At 71.4% G+C, this 22,138-nt stretch carries 16 protein-coding genes; 9 read left to right on the top strand and 7 right to left on the bottom strand.

Annotated elements, in window-relative coordinates:
* Positions 1-199 precede the first annotated feature (199 nt).
* Together JK361_RS34585 and JK361_RS34580 are read left to right on the top strand one after the other, a co-directional pair.
* Positions 200-1,882, top strand: a complete 1,683-nt coding sequence (locus JK361_RS34585) for a 2-isopropylmalate synthase (RefSeq protein WP_201825981.1) — start codon at positions 200-202, stop codon at positions 1,880-1,882.
* On the top strand, positions 1,879-2,667 hold the full coding sequence (locus JK361_RS34580; RefSeq protein ID WP_201825979.1) for an ABC transporter ATP-binding protein: 789 nt from the start codon (positions 1,879-1,881) through the stop codon (positions 2,665-2,667). The genes JK361_RS34585 and JK361_RS34580 overlap by 4 nt, the downstream gene beginning before the upstream one ends.
* Before the next feature lie 58 nt (positions 2,668-2,725).
* Here JK361_RS34580 and JK361_RS34575 read toward each other — a convergent pair whose 3' ends face one another.
* Positions 2,726-2,938, bottom strand: a complete 213-nt coding sequence (locus JK361_RS34575) for an EF-hand domain-containing protein (RefSeq protein ID WP_201825977.1) — start codon at positions 2,936-2,938, stop codon at positions 2,726-2,728.
* A gap of 212 nt (positions 2,939-3,150) precedes the next feature.
* On the opposite strand from JK361_RS34575, the gene JK361_RS34570 reads away from it, so the two are divergent.
* Positions 3,151-3,870 (top strand): GNAT family N-acetyltransferase, encoded by a 720-nt coding sequence (locus JK361_RS34570; RefSeq protein WP_307787389.1) that lies wholly within the window; start codon positions 3,151-3,153, stop codon positions 3,868-3,870.
* Positions 3,871-3,877: 7 nt separating this feature from the next.
* Here the strand turns inward: JK361_RS34570 and JK361_RS34565 are convergent, their stop codons facing one another.
* The 6 genes from JK361_RS34565 to JK361_RS34540 all read right to left on the bottom strand — a co-directional run bounded on the left by JK361_RS34565 (position 3,878) and on the right by JK361_RS34540 (position 10,470).
* Complete coding sequence (locus JK361_RS34565) at positions 3,878-5,065, bottom strand: YncE family protein (RefSeq protein ID WP_201825975.1); 1,188 nt, start codon at positions 5,063-5,065, stop codon at positions 3,878-3,880.
* A complete protein-coding gene (locus tag JK361_RS34560; RefSeq protein ID WP_201825973.1) occupies positions 5,065-5,874 on the bottom strand; it encodes a polysaccharide deacetylase family protein in 810 nt (269 codons plus the stop codon). The genes JK361_RS34565 and JK361_RS34560 overlap by 1 nt, the downstream gene beginning before the upstream one ends.
* 335 nt (positions 5,875-6,209) lie before the next feature.
* On the bottom strand, positions 6,210-6,713 hold the full coding sequence (locus tag JK361_RS34555) for an ATP-binding protein (RefSeq protein WP_201825971.1): 504 nt from the start codon (positions 6,711-6,713) through the stop codon (positions 6,210-6,212).
* Between the two features lie 299 nt (positions 6,714-7,012).
* Entirely contained in the window at positions 7,013-7,780 is a 768-nt protein-coding gene (locus JK361_RS34550) for an enoyl-CoA hydratase/isomerase family protein (protein WP_201825969.1), read from the bottom strand.
* Positions 7,781-7,860: 80 nt separating this feature from the next.
* Positions 7,861-9,090: a L,D-transpeptidase gene (locus tag JK361_RS34545; RefSeq protein ID WP_201825967.1), complete on the bottom strand. Its 1,230-nt coding sequence runs from the start codon at positions 9,088-9,090 to the stop codon at positions 7,861-7,863.
* A 156-nt stretch (positions 9,091-9,246) separates the two neighbouring features.
* Positions 9,247-10,470, bottom strand: coding sequence for a L,D-transpeptidase (locus JK361_RS34540; protein ID WP_201825965.1), 1,224 nt, complete (start codon positions 10,468-10,470; stop codon positions 9,247-9,249).
* 231 nt (positions 10,471-10,701) lie between these two features.
* On the opposite strand from JK361_RS34540, the gene glgX reads away from it, so the two are divergent.
* The 6 genes from glgX to JK361_RS34510 all read left to right on the top strand — a co-directional run bounded on the left by glgX (position 10,702) and on the right by JK361_RS34510 (position 22,095).
* Positions 10,702-12,945: a glycogen debranching protein GlgX gene (gene glgX / locus JK361_RS34535; RefSeq protein ID WP_201825963.1), complete on the top strand. Its 2,244-nt coding sequence runs from the start codon at positions 10,702-10,704 to the stop codon at positions 12,943-12,945.
* Between the two features lie 413 nt (positions 12,946-13,358).
* Positions 13,359-13,844, top strand: coding sequence for an RICIN domain-containing protein (locus tag JK361_RS34530; RefSeq protein ID WP_201825962.1), 486 nt, complete (start codon positions 13,359-13,361; stop codon positions 13,842-13,844).
* 312 nt (positions 13,845-14,156) lie between these two features.
* Complete coding sequence (locus JK361_RS34525) at positions 14,157-15,953, top strand: ABC transporter ATP-binding protein (RefSeq protein WP_201825960.1); 1,797 nt, start codon at positions 14,157-14,159, stop codon at positions 15,951-15,953.
* Positions 15,950-17,821, top strand: coding sequence for an ABC transporter ATP-binding protein (locus JK361_RS34520; RefSeq protein WP_201825958.1), 1,872 nt, complete (start codon positions 15,950-15,952; stop codon positions 17,819-17,821). The genes JK361_RS34525 and JK361_RS34520 overlap by 4 nt, the downstream gene beginning before the upstream one ends.
* Before the next feature lie 332 nt (positions 17,822-18,153).
* Positions 18,154-20,190 carry a M4 family metallopeptidase gene (locus JK361_RS34515; RefSeq protein WP_201825956.1) on the top strand — a complete coding sequence of 679 codons (2,037 nt, stop codon included), beginning with the start codon at positions 18,154-18,156 and terminating at the stop codon, positions 20,188-20,190.
* 246 nt (positions 20,191-20,436) lie between these two features.
* Positions 20,437-22,095, top strand: a complete 1,659-nt coding sequence (locus tag JK361_RS34510; RefSeq protein WP_201825954.1) for a M4 family metallopeptidase — start codon at positions 20,437-20,439, stop codon at positions 22,093-22,095.
* The last annotated feature ends 43 nt before the right edge of the window (positions 22,096-22,138 follow it).

Raw genomic sequence — 22,138 nt, 5'->3', positions numbered from 1 at the left:
GAGGTACGGGCGCGGGTACGGGGTGTACGGAGTGATTCTCACTTGTCTGAGGAGCTGAGGTGTCGCTAGCGTACCTCGCATGACGTTCCGCGGTCTGCTTCTCCTCGGCTGCCGCGGCGGGGTCTGACGCGACCGGCGCCCCGCCGCGGGGCCTCGTGCTGCCGGTCACCGTCCGACGAGCCCGAGGCAGAAGCAGACGATGACCACCACCCCGAGCTGGAACCCGCAGCGGCCCAGCCCCATGCCGTACCACCGCTACCGCCCCTACCAGGAGCGCGTGCACGTCCCCGCCGGCGACCGGCGCTGGCCCTCCGCCCGCATCGAGCGCGCCCCCCTGTGGGTCCCCGTCGACCTGCGGGACGGCAACCAGGCGCTCGCCGAACCGATGGACACGCCCCGGAAGCGCCGTTTCTTCGACCTGCTCGTCACGACGGGCTTCAAGGAGATCGAGATCGGCTACCCGTCCGCGAGCCGGACGGACTTCGGCTTCGTGCGCCACCTCGTGGACGGCGGGGCGGTACCGGACGACGTGACGCCCGTCGTGTTCACGCCCGCCCGGACCGACCTGATCGACCGGACCTTCGACGCGATCGAGGGCCTGCCCCGGGCCGTCGTCCACCTGTACATCGCGACCTCGCCGGTGTGGCGGGACGTGGTGCTCGGCCGGGACCGGGACGAGGTGCGGCGGACCGTGCGCCGGGCCGCCGAGCACATGGCCCGGCGGGCCGGGGACGCGCCCGGCGTCCGCTTCCAGTTCTCCCCCGAGACCTTCAACCTCACCGAGCCCGACTTCGTGCTCGAACTGTGCGACGGGCTGACCCGGTTGTGGGACGCGAGCCCGGACCGTCCGGTCACCCACAACCTCCCGGCGACCGTGGAGATCGCCACCCCGAACGTCTACGCCGACCAGATCGAGTACGTGCACCGCAACCTCTCCCGCCGTGGCAGCGTGATCCTCTCGGTGCACCCGCACAACGACCGCGGCACGGGGGTCGCCTGCGCCGAACTCGCCGTGCTGGCCGGAGCCCAGCGGGTGGAGGGCTGCCTCTTCGGCAACGGCGAGCGCACCGGTAACGTCGACCTGGTGACCCTGGCCCTGAACCTCTACGCCCAAGGGGTCGATCCGATGGTCGACTTCGGCGACATCGACGCCGTACGGGAGACGGTGGAGCACTGCAACCGGCTGCCCGTGCACCCGCGGCACCCGTACGCCGGCGAACTGGTCCACACCGCGTTCTCCGGGACCCACCAGGACGCGATCGGCAAGGGCCTGGCCCACCACGCCCGCCGGGCGGCGGAATCGGGGGTGCCCGAGCGGCAGGCGCCGTGGGCGGTGCCGTACCTGCCGGTCGACCCGGCCGACCTCGGGCGGTCGTACGAGGCGGTGATCCGCGTCAACTCCCAGTCGGGCAAGGGCGGGGTGGCGTATCTGCTGAACCGGCACGCGGGGATCGACCTCCCGCCGGGCATGCGGCCCGAGTTCGCGAGGATCGTGCAGGAGGCGACGGACGACAGCGGCCGGGAGGCCACGCCGAAGGAGCTGTACGAGCTGTTCCAGGCGGCCTACCTGACCGAGGGTGCCGTACGGCTGCACGCCTGGTCCACGCACGAGGAGGCGCCCGGCGTCCACCGCTTCGTCTGCACCCTGGAGGCCGGTGACCGGACCGGCGACCACGAGGGCACGGGCACCGGCCCGCTGACCGCGTTCGTCGACGCGCTGGCCGGCGCCGGTCTCACGGTCGACGTCCTGGACTTCGCTCAGGACGGGACGGCGGCCTTCGCCGAGTGCCGGGTGAACGGCGTCACGGCCTGGGGCGCGGGCACGGGCCCGTCGGCCGCCGTGCAGGCGGTGCTGTCCGCGGTGAACCGGGGGCTGCGATGACCGAGGTGCTGCGTGCGCGGGACGTGCATGTCGTCCGGGACGGCACGTCCCTGCTCCAGGAGGTGAGCCTGACCGTCCGGGCCGGCGAGCACTGGGCGCTGCTCGGGGCCAACGGCGCGGGCAAGTCCACGCTGCTCCGGCTGCTCGGCGCGCTGGTGCATCCGACGCGGGGCTCGGTGGAGGTGCTCGGGCGCCGGCTGGGCCGGGTGGACCTGCGCGAGCTGCGCGCCCAGGTGGGGCACGTCGACCCGCGCCATCCGCTCACCTCGCCGCTGCGGGTGCGGGACGTGGTGCTCACCGGGGTGACGAACTCCATCGAGCCGGTCCCGCGCCGGCGGCCGACCCCGGAGCAGGTGGAGCGGGCCGAGGCGCTGCTGGCCACGCTGGGACTGGGCGCGTTCCGGGACGCCCGCTGGCCGACGCTCTCCCAGGGGCAGCGCGGCCGGACGCTGATCGCGCGGGCCCTGATGCCCGAGCCGCGGCTGCTGCTCATGGACGAGCCGGCGACCGGTCTGGATCTGCCGGGCCGGGAGCAGCTGATCGAGGCACTCCACCAGCTGCGGGCGGACCGTCCCGCGCTGGCGACGGTGCTGGTCACCCACCATCTGGAGGAACTGCCGGCGGGCACCACGCATGCCGTGCTGCTGCGCGCGGGGCGGGTGCTGGCCTCGGGGCCGGTCGAGTCGGTGCTCACCGGCGACCAGGTCGGCAAGTGCTTCGACCTGCCACTGACGCTGGAGCGGCACGAGGGCCGCTGGAGCGTGCGCATCCGGCCCGGCGGGTGACGGCACGACGGCGGGGGCGCCCGGCCCACCCGGGGCCGGCGCCCCCGCCGTCATGGGGTCACTTGTTCAGGTAGGTCCAGAACTCGTCGAACGACAGCACCTTGTCGCCGTTGAGGTCACGGGTCCGGATGATGGCCTCGGCGACCGTCTCGGTGACGTTCCAGTCACCCTCCTGCGCCAGGGCGGACTTGAACTCCGCCGCGGTGATGAACCCGTCACCGTCCGCGTCGATCCGCTGGAACTGCTTGCGTGCTTCCTCGATGTCCGCCACCGATCCGCCCCTTTTGTTCGTATTTCTGATGCCGTGCCGACGTACTGTCGCTGGTCAGATTAACGGCCCGTGCGAGCCCGCAGTGCCGCGGCCACCCAGGCGAGGTCCTCGGCGTGCGGCGGGGCGGGCTGCCGGTTCACGACGGCAGGCGCCGTCTTCGGTCATGTCTGGAAGTCTGTGCCTTCCAGTGGGTGGAGACTCGAGGAGCGGCTGTGGCGACCTTGCGGGACATTCTCGACGCGGCGACGGCCGGTGTCTTCCCGCCGGCGGACGGCGGGACGACGGTCGTTGCGCAGCCCTCGCCGCGGGACGCCGGGGTGCTGGCCTTCACCGCGCACTCGGTGGTCTTCGTCGACGAGGACCCGGAGTGGGTCCGCAGGACGTTGCGCGGCACGGACTGCGACGCCCTGGCGGCGACGTTGAACCCGCGCTTCCTGACCGCCCTGCTGGACCGGACCGGCCGCCGGGCCGAGACCGTCGACGCGGTGCTGGTGGGCGACCCGCTGCCGGGCGGGCCGCCGCTCGCGCTGCGGGAGATCGAGGACGCGGACCGTCCCCGGATCGCCTACGCCCGCCGCAGGCGGGACGACGTGCGCGCCTGGACCGCCGACGGCGGGGTGCTGGTCATGGGCCGCGGGGTCGCGGGGCGGCTGGAGGTGTCGGTCGAGGTGGACGAGGACGCCCGCCACCGGGGGCTGGGACGGCTGCTGGCGACCGCCGCCCGGCAGCTCGCCCCGGAGCCGTTGTGGGCGCAGATCGCCCCGGGGAACGCCCGCAGCCTCCGGGCGTTCCAGGCGGCCGGTTACCGTCCGGTGGGCGCGGAGGCGCTGCTGCTCGCGCCGGCCGGCCGGGGTCCTTCCTCCGGTTCGGGCCGGCCCGGGGCCACGGTGCCGCACCGCCCGGCCGGGCGCGATCCAGAAGCGGGGTCCTGACGGCGGCTCAGCGGAAGATGCCGGTGTGCCCGAGCGAGTAGCGGCCGGGCTGCGGGTAGACGGCGAGGCCGTGCGGGCCGCTGCCGACCTTGATCCGGGCCAGTTCGGCGCCGGTGCGGGTGTCGATGGCGTAGACCTCGGAGTTGTACCGGCCCGACAGCCACAGGACCTTGCCGTCGGCAGAGACACCGCCCATGTCGGGGCTGCCGCCGCCGGGCAGCCGCCACTTCTTGGTGAGCCGGTCGCGGGTGAAGTCGAAGACGGAGACGGTGCCCTCACCGCGGTTGGAGATGTACATCTCGCGGGAGTCGCGGCTGACGTAGAGGCCGTGGGCGCCCTTGCCGGTGGCGAGGAACCGGGGCCGGGTGAACTTGTCGCCGTCGAGGATCCACACCCCGTCGGCCATCATGTCGGCGATGTAGAACAGCCTGCCGTCCGGGGAGATCTTGACGTCCTGCGGCATGGCGCCGTGCAGGGGCAGCTTCTCCTGGCGGACGACCTTCATCGCGGCGGTGTCGACCTTGAGGATCTCGCCGCTGAACTCGCAGGAGACGATGAAGTACCGTCCGTCGATCGAGAAGTCGGCGTGGTTGACGCCGTAACAGCTGACCGGGACGGCCTTCACGACCTTCATGGTGTGCGCGTCACGGAAGACCAGTTGGCGGTCCATGGAGGCCATGACGACGGCGTACTTGCCGTCGGGCGTGAAGTAGAGGTTGTAGGGGTCGTGCACCTCGACCGGCGCGCCGGCCCTGCCGGTGCGCGGGTCGATCGGGGTGAGCGTGTTGCCGAGGTCGTTGTTGACCCAGAGGGTCTTCAGGTCCCAGGACGGCACGACGTGCTGGGGCTGGCGGCCGACCCGGATGGTCTCGACGACCCGGTAGGTCGCGGGGTCGATGACCGTGACCGTGTCGGAGTTGGTGTTGGGGACGTACACCCGGGAGGGGAAGTCCTCGACCACGGGCGAGAGCCGGTTCGGCCGGTCGGCGGAGTACAGGTCGGCCGGGTCGTCGACCGGTGGCATCCCGGGCAGCACGTTCACCCGCGGCTCCTTCACCCGCGGCTGTACGGGTGCCTTGCTGACGTGGGCCTCGCTCTCGTGGCCGTCCGGTCCGCCGCCGCACGCGGAGAGCAGCGTGAGGGCGGTGACGGCGGCACCGGCGGCCAGCAGGCGGGCGGCTTTCGTGGTTCGCATCAGCTCAGCAGCTCCGTGGTGGTGACCGCGCGCAGTCCGCGACGGCCGAGTTCGGTCAGGACGTCGGGAAGGGCGGCGACCGTGTCCGGATATCCGAAGTGCAGGCTCACCACCGATCCGTTGCGCACCTCGGCGAGGATCTTGCGGGTGACGGCGGCCGCGCCGGGGCCGGTGTAGTCGAGCGAGTCGACGTCGTACGACAGCACGTGCGGATAGCCGGCGGTGTGGGCCAGTCCGGCGACGAGCGGGGAGGCGGCCGGGGCGCGGGAGGGGCGGAACCAGGTGCCGATGGACCCGGTGAGCCGCCTCAGCCGCTGGGCGCAGTCGGTGATCTCCCTGCGGGCGTCCGCCTCGGGCAGGGTGTTGATGCCGATGTGCCGCTGGGTGTGGTTGCCGAGGTCGTGGCCGCCGTCGAGGATGCGGCGGGCGAGATCCGGGTGCTCGTCCAGCCAGGTGCCGACGGTGAGCACGGTGAGCCGGGCGCCGTGCCGCTCGGCCGTGGCGAGCAGGGTGTGGGCGAGAGCGGGGTCGCCCTGGCCGTGGAAGGTGAGGGCCACCCGGGGGCGGGAGCGCGGGCCGTGGGTGATCTGGGCGGGCAGGCCGGGGTAGGCGCGGGGGGCGGGGGCGGCGGACGGGGATACGGAGGGGGAGGTGGGGGCGGAGGCGGGCGTGGAGGTGGGCGTGGAGACCGCGGCGGGGGGTGGGGCGGCCTGGCCGGTGCCGCACCCGGCGGCGAGCGCACCGCCGACGACGATCCCGGCGCCGGCACGGAGCACGTCGCGGCGGGGGGTGGAGGTCACCCGCACCATTTAAGGTCGAGTTGACCGAAAAACCGGCTATTAGCCCGAATCGGCGCGACTTCGGGTCGCGCGACAGCGCCCCGAAAGGGCGGGCCGGGCAGTTCCGCGCGGCTTCGGGTCGTGCGCCGGCGCCCCGAAGGGCTGGGCGGTTCCGCGCGGCTCCGGTCATGCGGCAGCGCTCCGGAGGGGCGGTCCTGGCAGCTCCGCGGGGCTTCGGGTCGCGCGCCGGCGCCCCGAAGGGCTGGGCGGTTCCGCGCGGCTCCGGTCATGCGGCAGCGCTCCGAAGGGGCGGGCCGGGCAGCTCCGCGTGGCTTCGGGGCGTGTGGCGGTCCAGGCGGCAGGTCCTAGCGGTCGGCGACCCGCATCTCGAACCAGGTGGTCTTGCCGCGCGGCAGCAGATCCACACCCCACCGGTCGGAGAGCTTGTCCACGAGGAACAGTCCGCGGCCGCTGACGTCCATCTCCTGTACCGGCATCAGACAGGGCAGCCCGCGCGAGGGGTCCCGGACCTCGACCCGGATCCAGCCGGGGCGGCGGCGCATCCGCAGGCCGAAGACGCGGGCGCCGGTGTGCCGTACGGCGTTGCCGACGAGTTCCGACACGAGTAAGACGGCGTCTTCGGCCAGCTTGGGGGTGAGCCGCCAGGTACGCAGGACGACGACCTGGGCGAGCCGGCGGGCCGTGGCCGCGGATTCCGGGCGGGACGGCAGCGGGACCTCCGCCTCCGTCGGGTTGCCGAACAGTTCGAGCGCCTTGAGCGCCTGTTCGTCCTCGACCGCGGGCGACCAGCGTGCCGCGGCTGCACGGCTGTGTCCCCGCGGCTGTTCGATGCCCTCCAGCCCCGCCATGCCCCCATGATGGCCGTCCGGAGCCGTCTTGGGGGGCGTTCCGAAGGAATGCGCCCCCCGTGCGCCCCCATGCCACGCCGGTCGCCCGGCATATGCCGATGGCATGTCGATGTCCGGCCCAGCACGGCTGATCTGCGGCGACGGCCCACTTCGGGGCAAGCGCCAGGCTCCCTCGACACCACAGATTTAAGGTTGTCTTAAGGCTCCCATAAAACGCCCCATCGGGGGACCCTGAGGAGACGACACGTCAGGCGCAAGTCCACCCTCGGGAGTCGCGAGAAGTTCACGCGGTTGACGGGTCAGAGGAACTTGGCCTTGCCCGGCCCTTCCTCCACGAAGCTGCGCATGCCCCGCTCGCGGTCCTCGGTGGCGAACAGGCCCGCGAACCAGTTGCGTTCGACGGCGAGCCCGGTGTCGATGTCGGCCTCCAGGCCGGTGTCGACGGACTCCTTCGCCGCGCGCAGCGCGATCGCCGGGCCCTGGGCGAGCCGCGCGGCCCAGTCGTGCGCCTCCTCGTACACCTCGGCGGCGGGGACGACCCGGTCCACCAGGCCGATCGCCAGCGCCTCGGCGGCCCTGACCTGACGGCCCGTGAAGATGAGGTCCTTGGCCTTGGAGGGGCCGACCAGCCGGGGCAGCCGCTGGGTGCCGCCGGCGCCCGGGATCAGTCCGAGCAGGATCTCGGGCTGGCCGAGCTTGGCGTTGTCGGCGGCGATGCGGTAGTCGGCGCACAGGGCCAGCTCGCAGCCGCCGCCGAGGGCATAGCCGGTGACGGCGGCGACGACCGGCTTGGGGATGCGGGCCACGGCGGTGAAGGCGTCCTGGAGGTCGCGGGAGCGCTGGACCATCGCGGCGTGGTCCATGTCCTGCATCTCCTTGATGTCCGCGCCCGCCGCGAACACCCGCTCACCGCCGTAGATCACCACGGCGCGCACATCGGCGCGGCGCGTGGCTTCCTCGGCCAGTTCCTTGAGGCGGTCCTGGGTGGCGATGTCCAGCGCGTTCATCGGCGGCCGGTTCAGCCTCAGGGTGCCGACGCCTTCGGCGACTTCCAGAGTGACGGTCATGGAAGTCAGGTTAACGGCGACTAACGGCGTTGGGCCCGGTGCCGTTCCTCACAGCACCGGGCCCTTTACGTCGGTCGGACTCACTTCTTCCAGTCGGCCCAGGACATGTTCCAGCCGTTGAGGCCGTTGTCGGGGGCGACCGTGCGGTCGTGGGAGTTCTTCACGACCACCACGTCACCGACCATCGAGTGGTTGAAGAACCAGGCCGCCGGGACCCCGCTGTCGTAGCCGCCGCGCACGTCGCGCAGGCCCACACAGCCGTGGCTGGCGTTGGAGTTGCCGAAGACGTCGCCACCCCAGTAGTTGCCGTGGATGAAGGTGCCGGAGGTGGTGAGGCGGATGGCGTGCGGGACGTCCTTGATGTCGTACTCGCCGCCGTAGCCGACGGTCTCGCCGTTCATCCGGGTGACGGTGAGCTTCTCGCTCATGACCATCTGGCCGTTCCAGGTGTCGTAGCCGGGCTTGCCGGTGGTGACCGGGACGGTCTTGACGACCTTTCCGTCCTGGGTGACCTTCATCGTGTGCTTCTCGGCGTCCACGACGGAGACCTGGTTGCGGCCTATGGTGAACTTCACGGTCTTGCGCTGCTCGCCGTAGACGCCGTCGCGGCCCTCGACGCCGTCCAGGTCGAGGTCGACGGTGACCTTGGTGCCGGCCTTCCAGTACTTCTCGGGGCGGAAGTCCAGGCGGTCGTTGCCGAACCAGTGGCCCTCGACGTCGACGGCCGGCTCGGTCTTGATGCGGATGGCCTTCTCCACCGCGTCCGGGCTGGTTATGCCCCGCGTGAAGCGTATGGAGAACGGCATGCCGACGCCGACGGTGGAGCCGTCCTCGGGGGTGAAGGAGCCCACGAAGGTGTTCTTCGGCGTGAGCGTGGTGAAGCCGGCGTCCTCGGCGGCCTCACGGCCCTCCGAGTCCTTCGCGACCGCGTGCACGGAGTACTTGGTGGCGGCGGCCAGATGGGTCGACGGCGTCCAGGACGTACCGCCCCCGGTGATGGCCCCCTCGACCTTCGCACCCTTCTCGTCCGTGACGGTGACCTCGGTCAGCTTGCCCTGGGCGACGCCGACCTTGAGCGCGCCGCTGGTGTCGACGCCGGTGGCACCGGACTTGGGCGCGATGCTGACGACAGCCGTGGACTGCCCGCCCTGCTCGCCGCCCTTGCCCTTGCCCTTGCCGTTCCCGCTCCCGGAGTCGGAGTCCCCGCCTCCGCCGCAGGCGGCGAGCGACAGCACCAGGGCGCCGGCTATGACTGCCAGTCCCCTACGGCCTCGCCGCCCCTGAGTCGACGCCCCCGATACAGGCCGCATGTTCAAGTTGTTCTCCCCTCACCAGGCCCAGGTCAGGCCCGCTCCCCACCTCTTTGCGCGCATATTAACCGCCAGGTTTTGTGAGCGGTGTCAGGCGAATGTCACCGTTCCGTCGCAACTTCCGCCTGGCACCCTCACCCGCGTCCCCTCCCCCGGTCACTTCACCGCGCCGCCCGCCTTCCACTCCTTCCAGGGCATGTTCCAGCCGCCGAGTCCGTTGTCCGGTGCGACCGTCTTGTCCTTGCTGTGCACCACTTCGATGACGTCACCGACGAGGCTGCGGTCGAAGAACCAGCCCGCCGGGGTGTCCGAGCCGCCGCCCTTGACGTCCCTGAGGCCCACACAGCCGTGGCTGACGTTGGCCACCCCGGGGGCGTCCGGGGCCCAGTAGTTGCCGTGCAGGAAGGTGCCGGAGTCGGTGAGCTTCATGGCGTGCGGGACGTCGGGGATGTCGTACTCGCCGCCGAAGCCGACGGTCTGGCTGTTCATGCGGGTGACCTCCAGCATGTCCATCACCACCATCTTCCCGTTGTAGCTCGGGTGCTTGGGCGCGCCCGCCGTGATGGGCACGGTCGCGAGGAGCTGCCCGTCCCGCCGGACGTCCATGGTGTGCTTGGTGACGTCCACCCGGGACACCTGGCTGCGGCCGACGGTGAAGGAGAAGGTCTTGTCCTGGAGGCCGTAGACGCCGTGCGCGCCCTCGACGTCCCGCAGGCCCAGGTCGACGGTGACCTCGGTGCCGGGCTTCCAGTAGTGCTCGGGACGGAAGTCCAGGCGGTCCTTGCCGAACCAGTGCGGGCGGATCTCGACCGGCGGCCGGGCGGTGACGCGCACGGCCCGTTCGACGGCGGCGCGGTTCTCGATCTCCCGGCTGAAGGCGAGCGAGACGATCATCCCGGTGCCGACGGTGGCGCGGTTCTCGGGCGTCACGTAGCCGATGAACCGCTCGTCGGGGACGTAGGTGGTGAAGGTGGTGTGCCGGGCCGAGCGGCGGCCCCGGGAGTCCAGTGCCACCACGTCGACGGTGTACTTGGCGGCGAGCGCCAGCCGGTTCTGGTCGGGCAGCCAGGTCAGCCCGTCCTCGGCGACGTGTCCCGGGACCGGCGAGTCCTGTGCGTCCTGCGACCTGACGACGGTCACCTTCTCCAGCCGCCCTCCGGGCACCCGGATCCGCAGCCGGTCACCCGGACGTACGCCCTTGCTGCCGTCGTCGGGAGTCACCCGGATGACGTCCTCGGGGGCAGGTGGTTTGCCCAGTGCCCCGCCCATGCCCAGCGGTCCCGGGCCGTCCGCGGAGCAGCCCGTGAGCAGCCCCGCCCATGTCAGTAGGGCCGCCAGCGCGGCCCCCGCGCGCCGTGCGCGTCCTTGTACGTGCCTCACGGGGGGCTCAACGACGGGCCCGCTCCGGGGAAACGTGAGTGCGAGCCACGCACTGGGCAGAACACAGGGAAGGACGACACGTCGGGGAGCCTCCGCGCAGGAGACACCCCCGGTTCGCGCGGGAGCCGTCGGGGCGCGGTCGTGCCGGGTGGCCGGGTTGCCGGAACGCTCCCCGGCTCCGCGGCACGCCGACCGCGCCCCTCGGGTGAGCCACTGAGAAGAGGGCCGACAGTGACGAGCGCAGCCGAGCAGCGGGCACCGGCCGGGGAGCCGGCCGCCGGGAGCGGGCAACCGGCGGCGGTGAACGGCGCCCGGCGGGCCGTACCGCCCACCCCGGCCGTGTGGCCGGGTACGCCGACCCCGCTGGGGGCCCGGTTCCGGGTCGGGCCGGACGGGATCGCCGGCACCAACTTCGCCCTGTGGGCGGCCGGGGCGGAGGCCGTCCGGGTGTGCCTGTTCGACGAGGGGGGCCGGGAGACGCGGATCCCGCTGACCGAACTGACGCACGAGATCTGGCACGGCTTCGTGCCGGGCGTGATGCCCGGGCAGCGGTACGGCTACCGGGTGGACGGCCGCTGGGACCCGTGGACCGGCGCCCGCTGGAACCCGGCCAAGCTGCTGCTCGACCCGTACGCGCGGGCGGTGGACGGCGAGTTCGGGCTGCCGCCGGAGGTGTACGGACACGTGCGGGACTGGCCGGAGCAGCAGGTCGCGGACACCGTGCGGGACGAACGGGACTCGGCGCCGTACGTGCCGAAGGGCGTGGTCGTGCACGATGACGACGACTGGTCCGACGACCACCGGCCCAAGACGCCGTGGGCCGACTCGGTCCTCTACGAGCTGCACGTCCGGGGCTTCACCAAGCTCCATCCCGGCATACCGGAGGAACTGCGCGGCACCTACGCCGGGCTCGCGCACCCGGCCGCGGTCGAGCACCTGGTGAGCCTGGGCGTCACGGCCGTCGAGCTGCTGCCCGTGCACCAGTTCGCGCACGAGGACCACCTGCTGCGTCGGGGCCTGAGGAACTACTGGGGCTACAACTCCATCGGCTACTTCGCCCCGCACGCGGCCTACGCGGCCTCCGGCACGACGGGGCAGCAGGTCGGCGAGTTCAAGCGGATGGTGCGCGCCCTGCACGCGGCCGGCATCGAGGTCATCCTCGACGTGGTCTACAACCACACCGCGGAGGCCGGCGAGCTGGGCCCGACGCTGTCCCTGAAGGGCATCGACAACCGCGGCTACTACCGGCTCCAGGGCGACGCCCGCCGGTACGCCGACTACACCGGCTGCGGCAACACCCTGCACGTCGTCCAGCCCCAGGTGCTGCGCCTGATCACCGACTCGCTGCGCTACTGGGTGACCGAGATGGGCGTGGACGGCTTCCGCTTCGACCTCGCGGCGGCGCTGGCCCGCTCGATGCACGACGTCGACATGCTCTCCCCGTTCCTGGCGGTCATCGCCCAGGATCCCGTGCTGCGCCGGGTGAAGCTGATCGCCGAGCCCTGGGACATCGGCTCCGGCGGCTACCAGGTGGGCGCCTTCCCACCCCTGTGGACCGAGTGGAACGACCGCTACCGCAACGCCGTCCGGGACTTCTGGCGGCATGCCCTGCCCGACGTGCGGGAGATGGGCTACCGCCTGTCCGGCTCCAGCGACCTGTACGCCTGGGGCGGCCGGCGCCCCTACGCCTCCGTCAACTTCGTCACCGCGCACGACGGTTTCACCCTGCGCGACCTGGTGTCGTACGAGACCAAGCACAACGAGGCCAACGGCGAGAACAACCGGGACGGCACGAACGACAACCGCTCCTGGAACTGCGGCGCGGAGGGCGAGACCGGTGACGAGCGGGTGCGCGCGCTGCGCCGCCGGCAACTGCGCAACCTCCTCACCACGCTGCTGCTGTCCACCGGTGTGCCCATGCTGGTGGCCGGCGACGAACTCGGCCGCACCCAGCGCGGCAACAACAACGCCTACTGCCAGGACAACGAGATCGGCTGGCTGGACTGGTCGCTGCTCGAGGACCCCGGCTGGCGGGCGCTGTACGACCTGACCACGCGGCTGATCGCGCTGCGCCACCGGCATCCGGTGCTGCGCCGGCGGGCCTTCTTCTCCGGCCGTGCCCAGACCGCGGACGGGCTGCGGGACCTGGCGTGGTTCACCTCGCGGGGAGCGGAAATGACGGAGGGCGACTGGTACGCGCCCGCGGCCACGCTCGGCATGTATCTGTCCGGGCGGGACATCCCGGGCCGGGACGAGCGGGGCGCGCCGGTGGTGGACGACAGCTTCCTCGCGGTGCTGCACGCGGGTGACCGGCCGACCGGGTTCGTGCTGCCGGGGCCGCCGTGGGCGGAGCGGTACGAGGTGGTCGTGGACACCGCCGCGGAGGAGCAGGCGCAGGCGCCGTGCACGGTCCATCCGGCGGGGGCCAGGATCACGGTTCCGGCGCGGGCGGTGCTGCTGCTGCGGGTCGCCTGAGCCTGCCCGAGAGCCGTCCGTGACGTGGATCACGCCTGTCGAATGCAACCCCCGTGCGATTCAGCCCCTTTCTCTGAGTGTGGACAGCCGACGGAACGGGGGCCGTGGAAGGCGATGCCGGAAGGCGATTTCCCTGATGGTGGACAGGGCCGCCGTCAAGGATGGGAAACGGTCACCTTCTCCAGGCACCGGCAGGAATTCTCCGGGCCTCCAGGTCCCCTTGCGCCGCCGGTCCACAAATCAGTTGCCCGCGCACGCCGCCATGCTCAACCATGCCTATTCTCCGGAAGATTCGAGTCCGGTCACGCCTGGCGTGATCCGGCCGTCTGACACGGTGTCAAAAGATCAGTAGGATACGATCTCGCTATCGGGTCTGACGCCCGATCAGGACAATTCCTGGAAGGATTTAGGCCATGAACAAGTTTGCGCGCGCGTCGATCACGACAGGCGCCCTCTCGGCCGCTCTGGTGACGGTTGTCGGGCTTGCGCCGTCCGCATCGGCGGCGGGTGTCAGCCTGAAGAACGGTTATGGCTGGTGCCTGGGAAGCAAAAACGGAGCCGACCGCACCGTCGGCTACCTGTGGACCTGCAACGGTAACCGCGACCAGACCTGGACCTTCAATTACGTCGGCGAAGACGTCCTCGGGAACTTCTACCAGATAATCAACGGCAACGGCCAGTGCCTGGGCACCTGGGGCGGCTCGGCGTCGCAGGGCGCCAAAATCGCGGTGTGGGACTGCAACGGAAACCCCGACCAGAAGTGGTACACGAAGGGCAGGGGAAACGAGATCCTCAACAGGAACTCGAAGAAGTGCCTTGCCGGATCCGGCAGCTTCAGCGGGGGAACCACTGCGATCCAGTGGAGCTGCAACGGCAACAAGGACCAGAAGTGGCACTGATGAGCGACTGAAGGCGCACACCGGGAAAGCCCCGGGGATTCGACGTCCCCGGGGCCTCTTCTTCTTCCGTGGATGACGCATGGCATGCCCCGGGGACCCCGCGCGCACAACCCGGCACATCGGCCGGACCGCTCGAAGCGGCGTCGTCCGAACGGCTGATGCCGGCCCCGCGCCCCCGGGCCGGCCCCGCGCCGCTTGCCGGCCCCGCGCCCCTTGCCGGCCCCGCGCCCCTTGCCGGCCCCGCGCCGCTTGGCCGGGGCCGCGTCCGAAACTCGGTGGGTGAAATCCGTGCCGGTCCGTACGCTCGCGGTGATGCCCACGACACGTGCAACCACCGAGGACCGCTCCGCCGTCCGCACCCTGTTGCGGCTGTGGCCGTACGTCCGCCCGGTCCGGGCTCGGATGTGCACGGCCGCTCTCGTCGCGATCGTCGCCTCCTGCACAGGTCTGGTGATCCCGCTCGTCCTGAAGTGGATGGTGGACGGTCCGGTCGCCGACCGGGACCCGTCCGGGGTGTGGCTCGGCGCGCTGTACCTGCTCGCCCTCGGGGTCGCCGAAGCGGTGCTGTTCGGCATACGGCGCTGGCTGGTGGCCCGGCCGCTGTCACAGGTGGAGGCGGAGATGCGGGCCGCCCTGTACCGCCGGCTGCAGCGACTGCCCGTCGCCTTCCACGACCGCTGGGCGTCCGGCCAGTTGCTGTCCCGTGCCACCACGGACCTGATGCTGCTGCGCCAGTTCCTCGCCTTTCCCCTGACGTTCCTGCTCGTCAACGGCGTCACCATCGTCATCGGCGTGGCGATCATGCTGGTGCAGGACTGGGTCCTGGGCCTCGTCATCCTCGCTCCGGCGATCCCCGTGATGTGGACCTGCGCGGTCTTCGAACGGCGCTACGCCCAGGTGACGCGGCGCGCCCAGGACCAGGTCGGCGACCTGACGACGGTGGTCGAGGAGAGCGTGCTCGGCATCCGCATCGTCAAGGGCTTCGGCAGGCACCGCAGCCAAGTGCGGGCGTTCCACGAGCTGGCGGCCGTCCTGCGCGGCACCGAGCTGCGCAAGGCGCGGCTGCTGGCCGTCATCTGGGGCGTCATCGTGGCGCTGCCCGAACTGGCCATCGGGGCGGCGCTGGTCCTGGGCTCCGTCCGGGTGGCCGACGGAGGGCTGTCGGCCGGGACCCTGGTCGCCTTCCTGAGCACGGCCCTCGCGCTGCGCTGGCCGGTGGACTCGATCGGGTTCCTGCTGGCCATGAGCCAGGAGGCGGCGACCGCGACGGAACGGTACTTCGAGGTGATGGACGAGGCGCCGGAGACGGACACGGACGGTGCCGCCGCCGGGGCGGCCGACGGCCCTCCCCCGACGGCCGCCCGCGCCGGACTCCGCTTCGAGGGCGTCCGGTTCCGCTACCCCGACGCGCCCCCGGACGCCCCGCCCGTGCTCGCCCACATCGACCTGCACATCCACCCCGGCGAGTCCATGGCGCTGGTGGGCGCCACCGGCAGCGGCAAGACGACGCTCACCGCGCTCGTCCCCCGCCTGCACGAGGTCACCGCCGGCCGGATCACCCTGGACGGCGTCGACATCACGGCCGTGCCGCGCGAGGAACTGCGCGCCAAGGTCGCCGTCGCGTTCGAGGAACCCACCCTCTTCTCCGCCGGCGTCGGCGAGAACGTCCTCATGGGCGCGGGCGACGGCGCCACGGCGGCCGACCTCGACCGCGCGCTCGCCGTGGCGCAGGCGGATTTCGTGCACACCCTCCCCCAGGGCACCGGCACCCGTGTCGGCGAGCAGGGACTCAGCCTGTCCGGCGGCCAGCGGCAGCGGCTCGCACTGGCCCGCGCGGTGGTCGGCCGGCCTCGCTTCCTGGTGCTGGACGACCCGCTGTCCGCGCTCGACGTGCACACCGAGGCCGCGGTGGAGGCCGCGCTGCGGCAGGTGCTCGCCGACACCACCGCGCTGATCGTGGCACACCGGCCGTCCACGGTGCTGCTCGCCGACCGGGTCGCCCTGCTCTCGGGCGGCCGGATCGCGGCCGTCGGCACCCACCAGGAACTGCTTCGCACCAACCCCGAGTACGCCTACCTGATGTCCGGGGACGAGGAGGACCACCGTTGACCGCGCCGACCGCCTCCACGCCCACCGCCGACGACGAGCACCGCGCGCCGGGCACCGCCGACGGCGGCGGCGATGGCGGTGACGCCTTCGACCGCGACCTGCTGCCCGCCCCGCCCGGGGCGACGGCCGCCCTGCTGCGCTCCCTGCTCTCGCCCCTGAAGGCGGGGACCGCGGTCACCACGCTGCTGCTGCTTCTCCAGCAGGCCGCGGTCCAGGTGGGCCCGCTGCTGGTGGCGTACGCCATCGACACCGCCGTACCCGCGTTCCGCGACCACCGGCACGGTCCGCTGATCGCGGTGGCCGTCGGCTATCTGCTGTGCGCGCTGCTGTCCGGTGTGCTGCAGTTCGCGTTCATCGAGTCGTCCGCCCGGGTCAGCCAGGACGTGCTGCTCGACCTGCGGGGCCGGATCTTCCGGCACGCCCAGGCGCTGAGCATCGACTTCCACGAGCGGTACACCTCGGGCCGGCTGATCTCCCGCTCCACCACCGACGTCGAGTCGCTGCGCGAGCTCCTCGAGGAGGGCCTCCAGGAGCTGGTGACCGTCGTGCTGTCCTTCGTCTACATCTCGGCGCTGCTGCTGTGGCTGGATCTCGGTCTGGGCGCGGTCGCGGTGGCCTCCTTCGCGCCGCTGTACCTGCTCGTCCGGGTGTACCGCCGGCGGGCGGGCCGGGTGTACCGGGCCCGGTCCACGGCGATCGCCGCGGTGATCGTGAAGTTCGTGGAGACGATGAACGGCATCCGGCCGGTGCGCGCCTTCCGCCGGGAGGCCGCGAACGACGCCGAGTTCGCCGTCCTCAACCGGCGCCACGCGCACACCAACGGCGACGCCCTGCTGGAGATGGCCCGCTATGTGGTGGGCTCCCGGCTGGTGGCCAACACGGCGGTCGCGGGGATCGTGCTGTGGGGCGCCTACCGGGTGGCGTCCGGTTCGCTGGAGCTGGGCGTGCTGGCGGCGGCGGTGCTGTACCTGCGCCGGCTCTACGACCCGATCGACCGGCTGGGGATGTTCCTGAACTCCTACCAGTCGGCCGCCGCCTCGCTGGAGAAGATCGCCGGGCTGCTGGCGCAGACCCCGTCCGTGCCGGAACCGGCGGCTTCGCGGGAGCTCCCCCCGGCGAGGGGCGGTCTCCCGGGCCGTGAGGTGGTCTTCGACGGTGTCCGGTTCGGCTACCGCACCGGCGGCGAGGTGCTGCCCCCGTTCGACCTGACGCTCCCGGCCGGGCAGACGGTCGCCGTGGTCGGCTCCACGGGTGCGGGCAAGTCCACACTCGCCAAGCTCCTCGCCCGCTTCTACGACCCCTCCGAGGGCCGCGTCCTGCTGGACGGGGTGGATCTGCGCGAGCTGTCCGTGGCGGAGCTGCGGCGCGGGGTGGTCATGGTGACGCAGGAGGCGTTCCTGTTCTCCGGCACCGTCGCGGACAACATCGCCATCGGCCGGCCGGACGCCGGCCGCGCGGAGATCGAGCAGGCCGCGAAGGCGATCGGCGCGCACGAGTTCATCAGCGCCCTGCCCGACGGCTACGACACCGACGTCCGCAAGCGTGGCGGGCGCATCTCCGCCGGCCAGCGCCAGCTGGTCTCCTTCGCCCGCGCGTTGCTCGCCGACCCGGCGGTGCTGGTCCTGGACGAGGCGACCAGTGCGCTGGACGTCCCGGGCGAGCGGGCGGTCCAGCGGGCGATGTCGACGGTGCTGCGGGGCCGTACGGCAGTGGTGATCGCGCACCGGCTGTCCACGGTGGAGATCGCGGACCGGGTGCTGGTGATGGAGCGGGGCCGGATCGTCGAGGACGGCCGACCCGGCGAACTGATCGGCGGTTCCGGCAGGTTCGCGAACCTGCACCGGGCATGGCGGGACAGCCTGGCGTAGCGGGTCCACGGGACGGGCGGGCGGCACGCCGGTCCGTCCCCCGCACCGCACCCAGCCGTCCGGTTCGCATACCGAACATGAACATCCGGACAACGGACCATTTCCGGCCAAATTCATGACGCGGTCCTGACAGACCGTGAGATCTCCTGCCACTCTTCCCAGGCCGACTCACAGCAACCCCACAGCTCGTGCACGCGCATGTGGGCCGGTTCAGCACCTGCACCCGCACCTGCACCTGGTTCCGCGTAACGCCCTGTTCTGCCCGGACGCCCCAACCCACCGTCCGGTCTCCCCTGGCCGCGCGAGCCGCGGTCACGCAGAAGGAGTCAGTGTTGAGAAGCAATTCCTCTCGCGGACGCACCTCCCACCTCACGCACCGCCGCACCGCCACCGTCGCCCTCGCCGGTGTCGCCGCCCTGATCGCCGCCGCCGTCCAGTCCGGCGCGGCCGACGCCGCTCCGGCGGCGCCGCGGGCCGGTCACGCCAACCCGGCCCACGCGGCGGTCAAGCTCACCCCCTCGCAGCGCGCCGAGCTGATACGCCACGCCGACGCCTCGAAGGCCGCCACCGCCAGATCGATCGGCCTCGGCGGCAAGGAGCAGCTGGTCGTCAAGGACGTCGTCAAGGACGCCGACGGCACGCTCCACACCCGCTACGAGCGCACCTACGGCGGCCTGCCGGTGCTCGGCGGCGACCTGATCGTGGAGACCAGGGCGAGCAAGACCATGGACGTGATCCGGGCCACCGGGGCCACGCTGAAGGTCGCCGGCCTCACCCCGGCGGTGTCGAAGGCCGCGGCGGAGAAGCAGGCCGTGCAGCGGGCGAAGGCGCTCGGCGGGACCAAATCGGCCGCGGACACCGTCCGCAAGGTGATCTGGGCGGCGACGGGCAAGCCCGTGCTGGCGTACGAGACGGTCGTCGGCGGCCTCCAGGACGACGGCACCCCGAACCAGCTGCACGTCATCACCGACGCCGCCACCGGCAAGAAGCTCTACGAGTACCAGGGCATCAAGAACGGCATCGGCAACACCCAGTACAGCGGGCAGGTCACGCTGACCACGACCCAGTCGGGCTCGACGTACACGCTCAACGACGGGGCGCGTGGCAACCACAAGACGTACAACCTGAACCACGGCTCCTCCGGCACCGGCACCCTGTACTCGCAGAACAACGACACCTGGGGCAACGGGAGCAACTCCAACGCCGCCACGGCCGGCGCGGACGCCCACTACGGTGCGGCGCTCACCTGGGACTTCTACAAGAACACGTTCGGCCGCAGCGGCATCAAGAACAACGGCGTCGGCGCCTACTCCCGCGTCCACTACGGCAACTCGTACGTGAACGCGTTCTGGGACGACAGCTGCTTCTGCATGACCTACGGCGACGGCTCCGGCAACGCCAAGCCGCTGACCTCGATCGACGTTGCCGGCCACGAGATGAGCCACGGCGTCACCTCCGCCACCGCCAACCTCAACTACAGCGGTGAGTCCGGCGGTCTGAACGAGGCGACCAGCGACATCATGGCCGCCGGTGTGGAGTTCTACGCGAACAACCCCACCGACGTCGGCGACTACCTCGTCGGCGAGAAGATCGACATCAACGGCAACGGCACCCCGCTGCGCTACATGGACAAGCCCAGCAAGGACGGCGCGTCCAAGGACAACTGGTACTCGGGCATCGGCGGCGTCGACGTGCACTACTCGTCCGGCCCGGCGAACCACTTCTTCTACCTGCTGAGCGAGGGCAGCGGCGCCAAGGTCGTCAACGGCGTCAGCTACAACTCGCCGACGGCGGACAACCTCCCGGTCACCGGCATCGGCCGGGACAAGGCGCTGCAGATCTGGTACCGGGCGCTGAGCACCAAGTGGACGTCCACCACCAACTACGCGGGCGCCCGCACCGGCACGCTGGCGGCGGCCGGCGAGCTGTACGGCACCTCCAGCGCCGAGTACAAGGCGGTGCAGGACGCCTGGGCGGGCGTCGCGGTCGGTTCGCGCTCCGGCGGCGGGGGCGGCGGCGGTACGTCGTACGAGAACACCACGCCGGTGTCCGTCCCGGACAACGGGCCGGCCGTCACCTCGAACATCAGCGTCACCGGCAGGACCGGAAACGCGCCGAGCAACCTCCAGGTGGCGGTCGACATCACGCACACCTGGCGTGGTGACCTGGTCATCGACCTCGTCGGCCCGTCCGGCACCGCGTACCGCCTGAAGAACTTCAGCGGCAGCGACTCGGCGGACAACGTGAACGAGACCTACACGGTCAACGCCACGGCGGAATCGGCGAACGGAACCTGGAAGTTGCGGGTGCAGGATCAGGCCACGTACGACACGGGAACGATCAACGGCTGGAAGCTGACCTTCCCGTAAACCGCACGCAACAGGCCCGGAACCACGGCGTTGCCCGAGGGCTCGACACCCTCGGGCAGCGCCCGTTCACATGCCCGAAACGTTTCTCGGACAGTCGAGTTTCGGCCAACATCACTTCAGGGTCCTGACATGTACGCGCCCCTGATGTCACTCTCTCTCCACCCGCCGCAGCACAGCAACTTCACCACCCCACACAGTCGGCCAGTGACCCCACTCTGGCTGGACTCCCCACAAGAAGGAGCTTGCGTGAGCCCCCTCTACGCGCGTCACAAGCGCACCTCTCTGGCCATCGCCACCGCTGTCGCGGCCGGAGCCCTCCTCGCCACCGGTGTGACCACCAGTGCCAGCGCCCAGACCCCGGCCGGAGCCGCCGCCGCGAAGCCGCTCGCGGCGGCCCCGACCACGCTGTCCGCCGCTGCCCGCACCACCCTGATCCAGCAGGCCCAGGCGGGCGCGACCGAGACCGCGCAGCACATAGGTCTCGGCGCGAAGGAGAAGCTGGTCGTCAAGGACGTCGTCAAGGACACCGACGGCACGCTCCACACCCGCTACGAGCGCACCTACGCAGGCCTGCCCGTGCTCGGCGGCGACCTGATCGTCCACACGAAGTCCGGCAAGACCCAGGGCGTCACCAGAGCGAACAAGTCCGCCGTCAAGGTGGCCTCGCTCACGCCGCGGGTCACCGCCGCCAAGGCCGAGCAGCAGGCGGTGTCCGCCGCCAAGACCCTCGGCTCCGCCAAGACCGCCGCGGACGGCGCCCGCAAGGTGATCTGGGCCGGCGACGGCAAGCCCGTCCTCGCCTACGAGACCGTCGTCGGCGGCCTCCAGGACGACGGCACCCCGAACCAGCTGCACGTCATCACCGACGCCGCCACCGGCAAGAAGCTTTACGAGTACCAGGGCATCGAGAACGCCACCGGCACCGGCAAGAGCCTCTACTCCGGCACCGTCAGCCTCACCACCACCCTGTCGGGCTCGACGTACCAGCTCAGCGACTCCACGCGGGGCGGCCACAAGACCTACAACCTGGCCCGCAAGACGTCCGGCAAGGGCACCCTGTTCACCGACGCGGACAACGTGTGGGGCACGGGCAGCGCCTCCAGCTCCTCGACGGACCAGACGGCCGCCGTGGACGCCGCCTACGGCGCCCAGGAGACCTGGGACTTCTACAAGAGCACCTTCGGCCGGAGCGGCATCAAGAACGACGGCGTCGGCGCCTACTCGCGCGTCCACTACGGCACCCAGTACGTCAACGCCTTCTGGGACGACAGCTGCTTCTGCATGACCTACGGCGACGGCTCCGGCAACGTGAGCCCCCTCACCTCGCTGGACGTGGCCGGCCACGAGATGAGCCACGGTGTCACCTCCAACACCGCGGGCCTGGACTACTCGGGCGAGTCCGGCGGCCTGAACGAGGCCACCTCGGATATCTTCGGCACGGGTGTCGAGTTCTTCGCGAACAACTCCAACGACGTCGGTGACTACCTCATCGGCGAGGAGATCGACATCAACGGCGACGGCACCCCGCTGCGCTACATGGACAAGCCCAGCAAGGACGGCGGCTCGGCGGACTACTGGTCCTCCACCGTCGGCAACAAGGACGTGCACTACTCGTCCGGCGTCGCGAACCACTTCTTCTACCTCCTCGCGGAGGGCAGCGGTTCGAAGACGATCAACGGCGTGACCTACAACTCGCCGACCTCCAACGGCTCCACCGTCACCGGCATCGGCCGCGCCAAGGCGCTGCAGATCTGGTACAAGGCGCTGACGACGTACATGACGTCGACGACCAACTACAAGGCCGCCCGCACGGCGACCCTGAACGCGGCGTCCGCGCTGTACGGCTCCACCAGCACCGAGTACAAGGCCGTCGCGGCGGCCTGGTCGGCGGTCAACGTCGCCTGACCCTCGCCGAGTCGACTGAGGGCGGCACCCGGGAAGAAGACCT

The organism is Streptomyces musisoli (genome assembly GCF_016741855.1).
Classification (GTDB): Bacteria; Actinomycetota; Actinomycetes; order Streptomycetales; family Streptomycetaceae; genus Streptomyces; species Streptomyces musisoli.
This window is presented reverse-complemented; position numbering and strand designations above follow the sequence as displayed.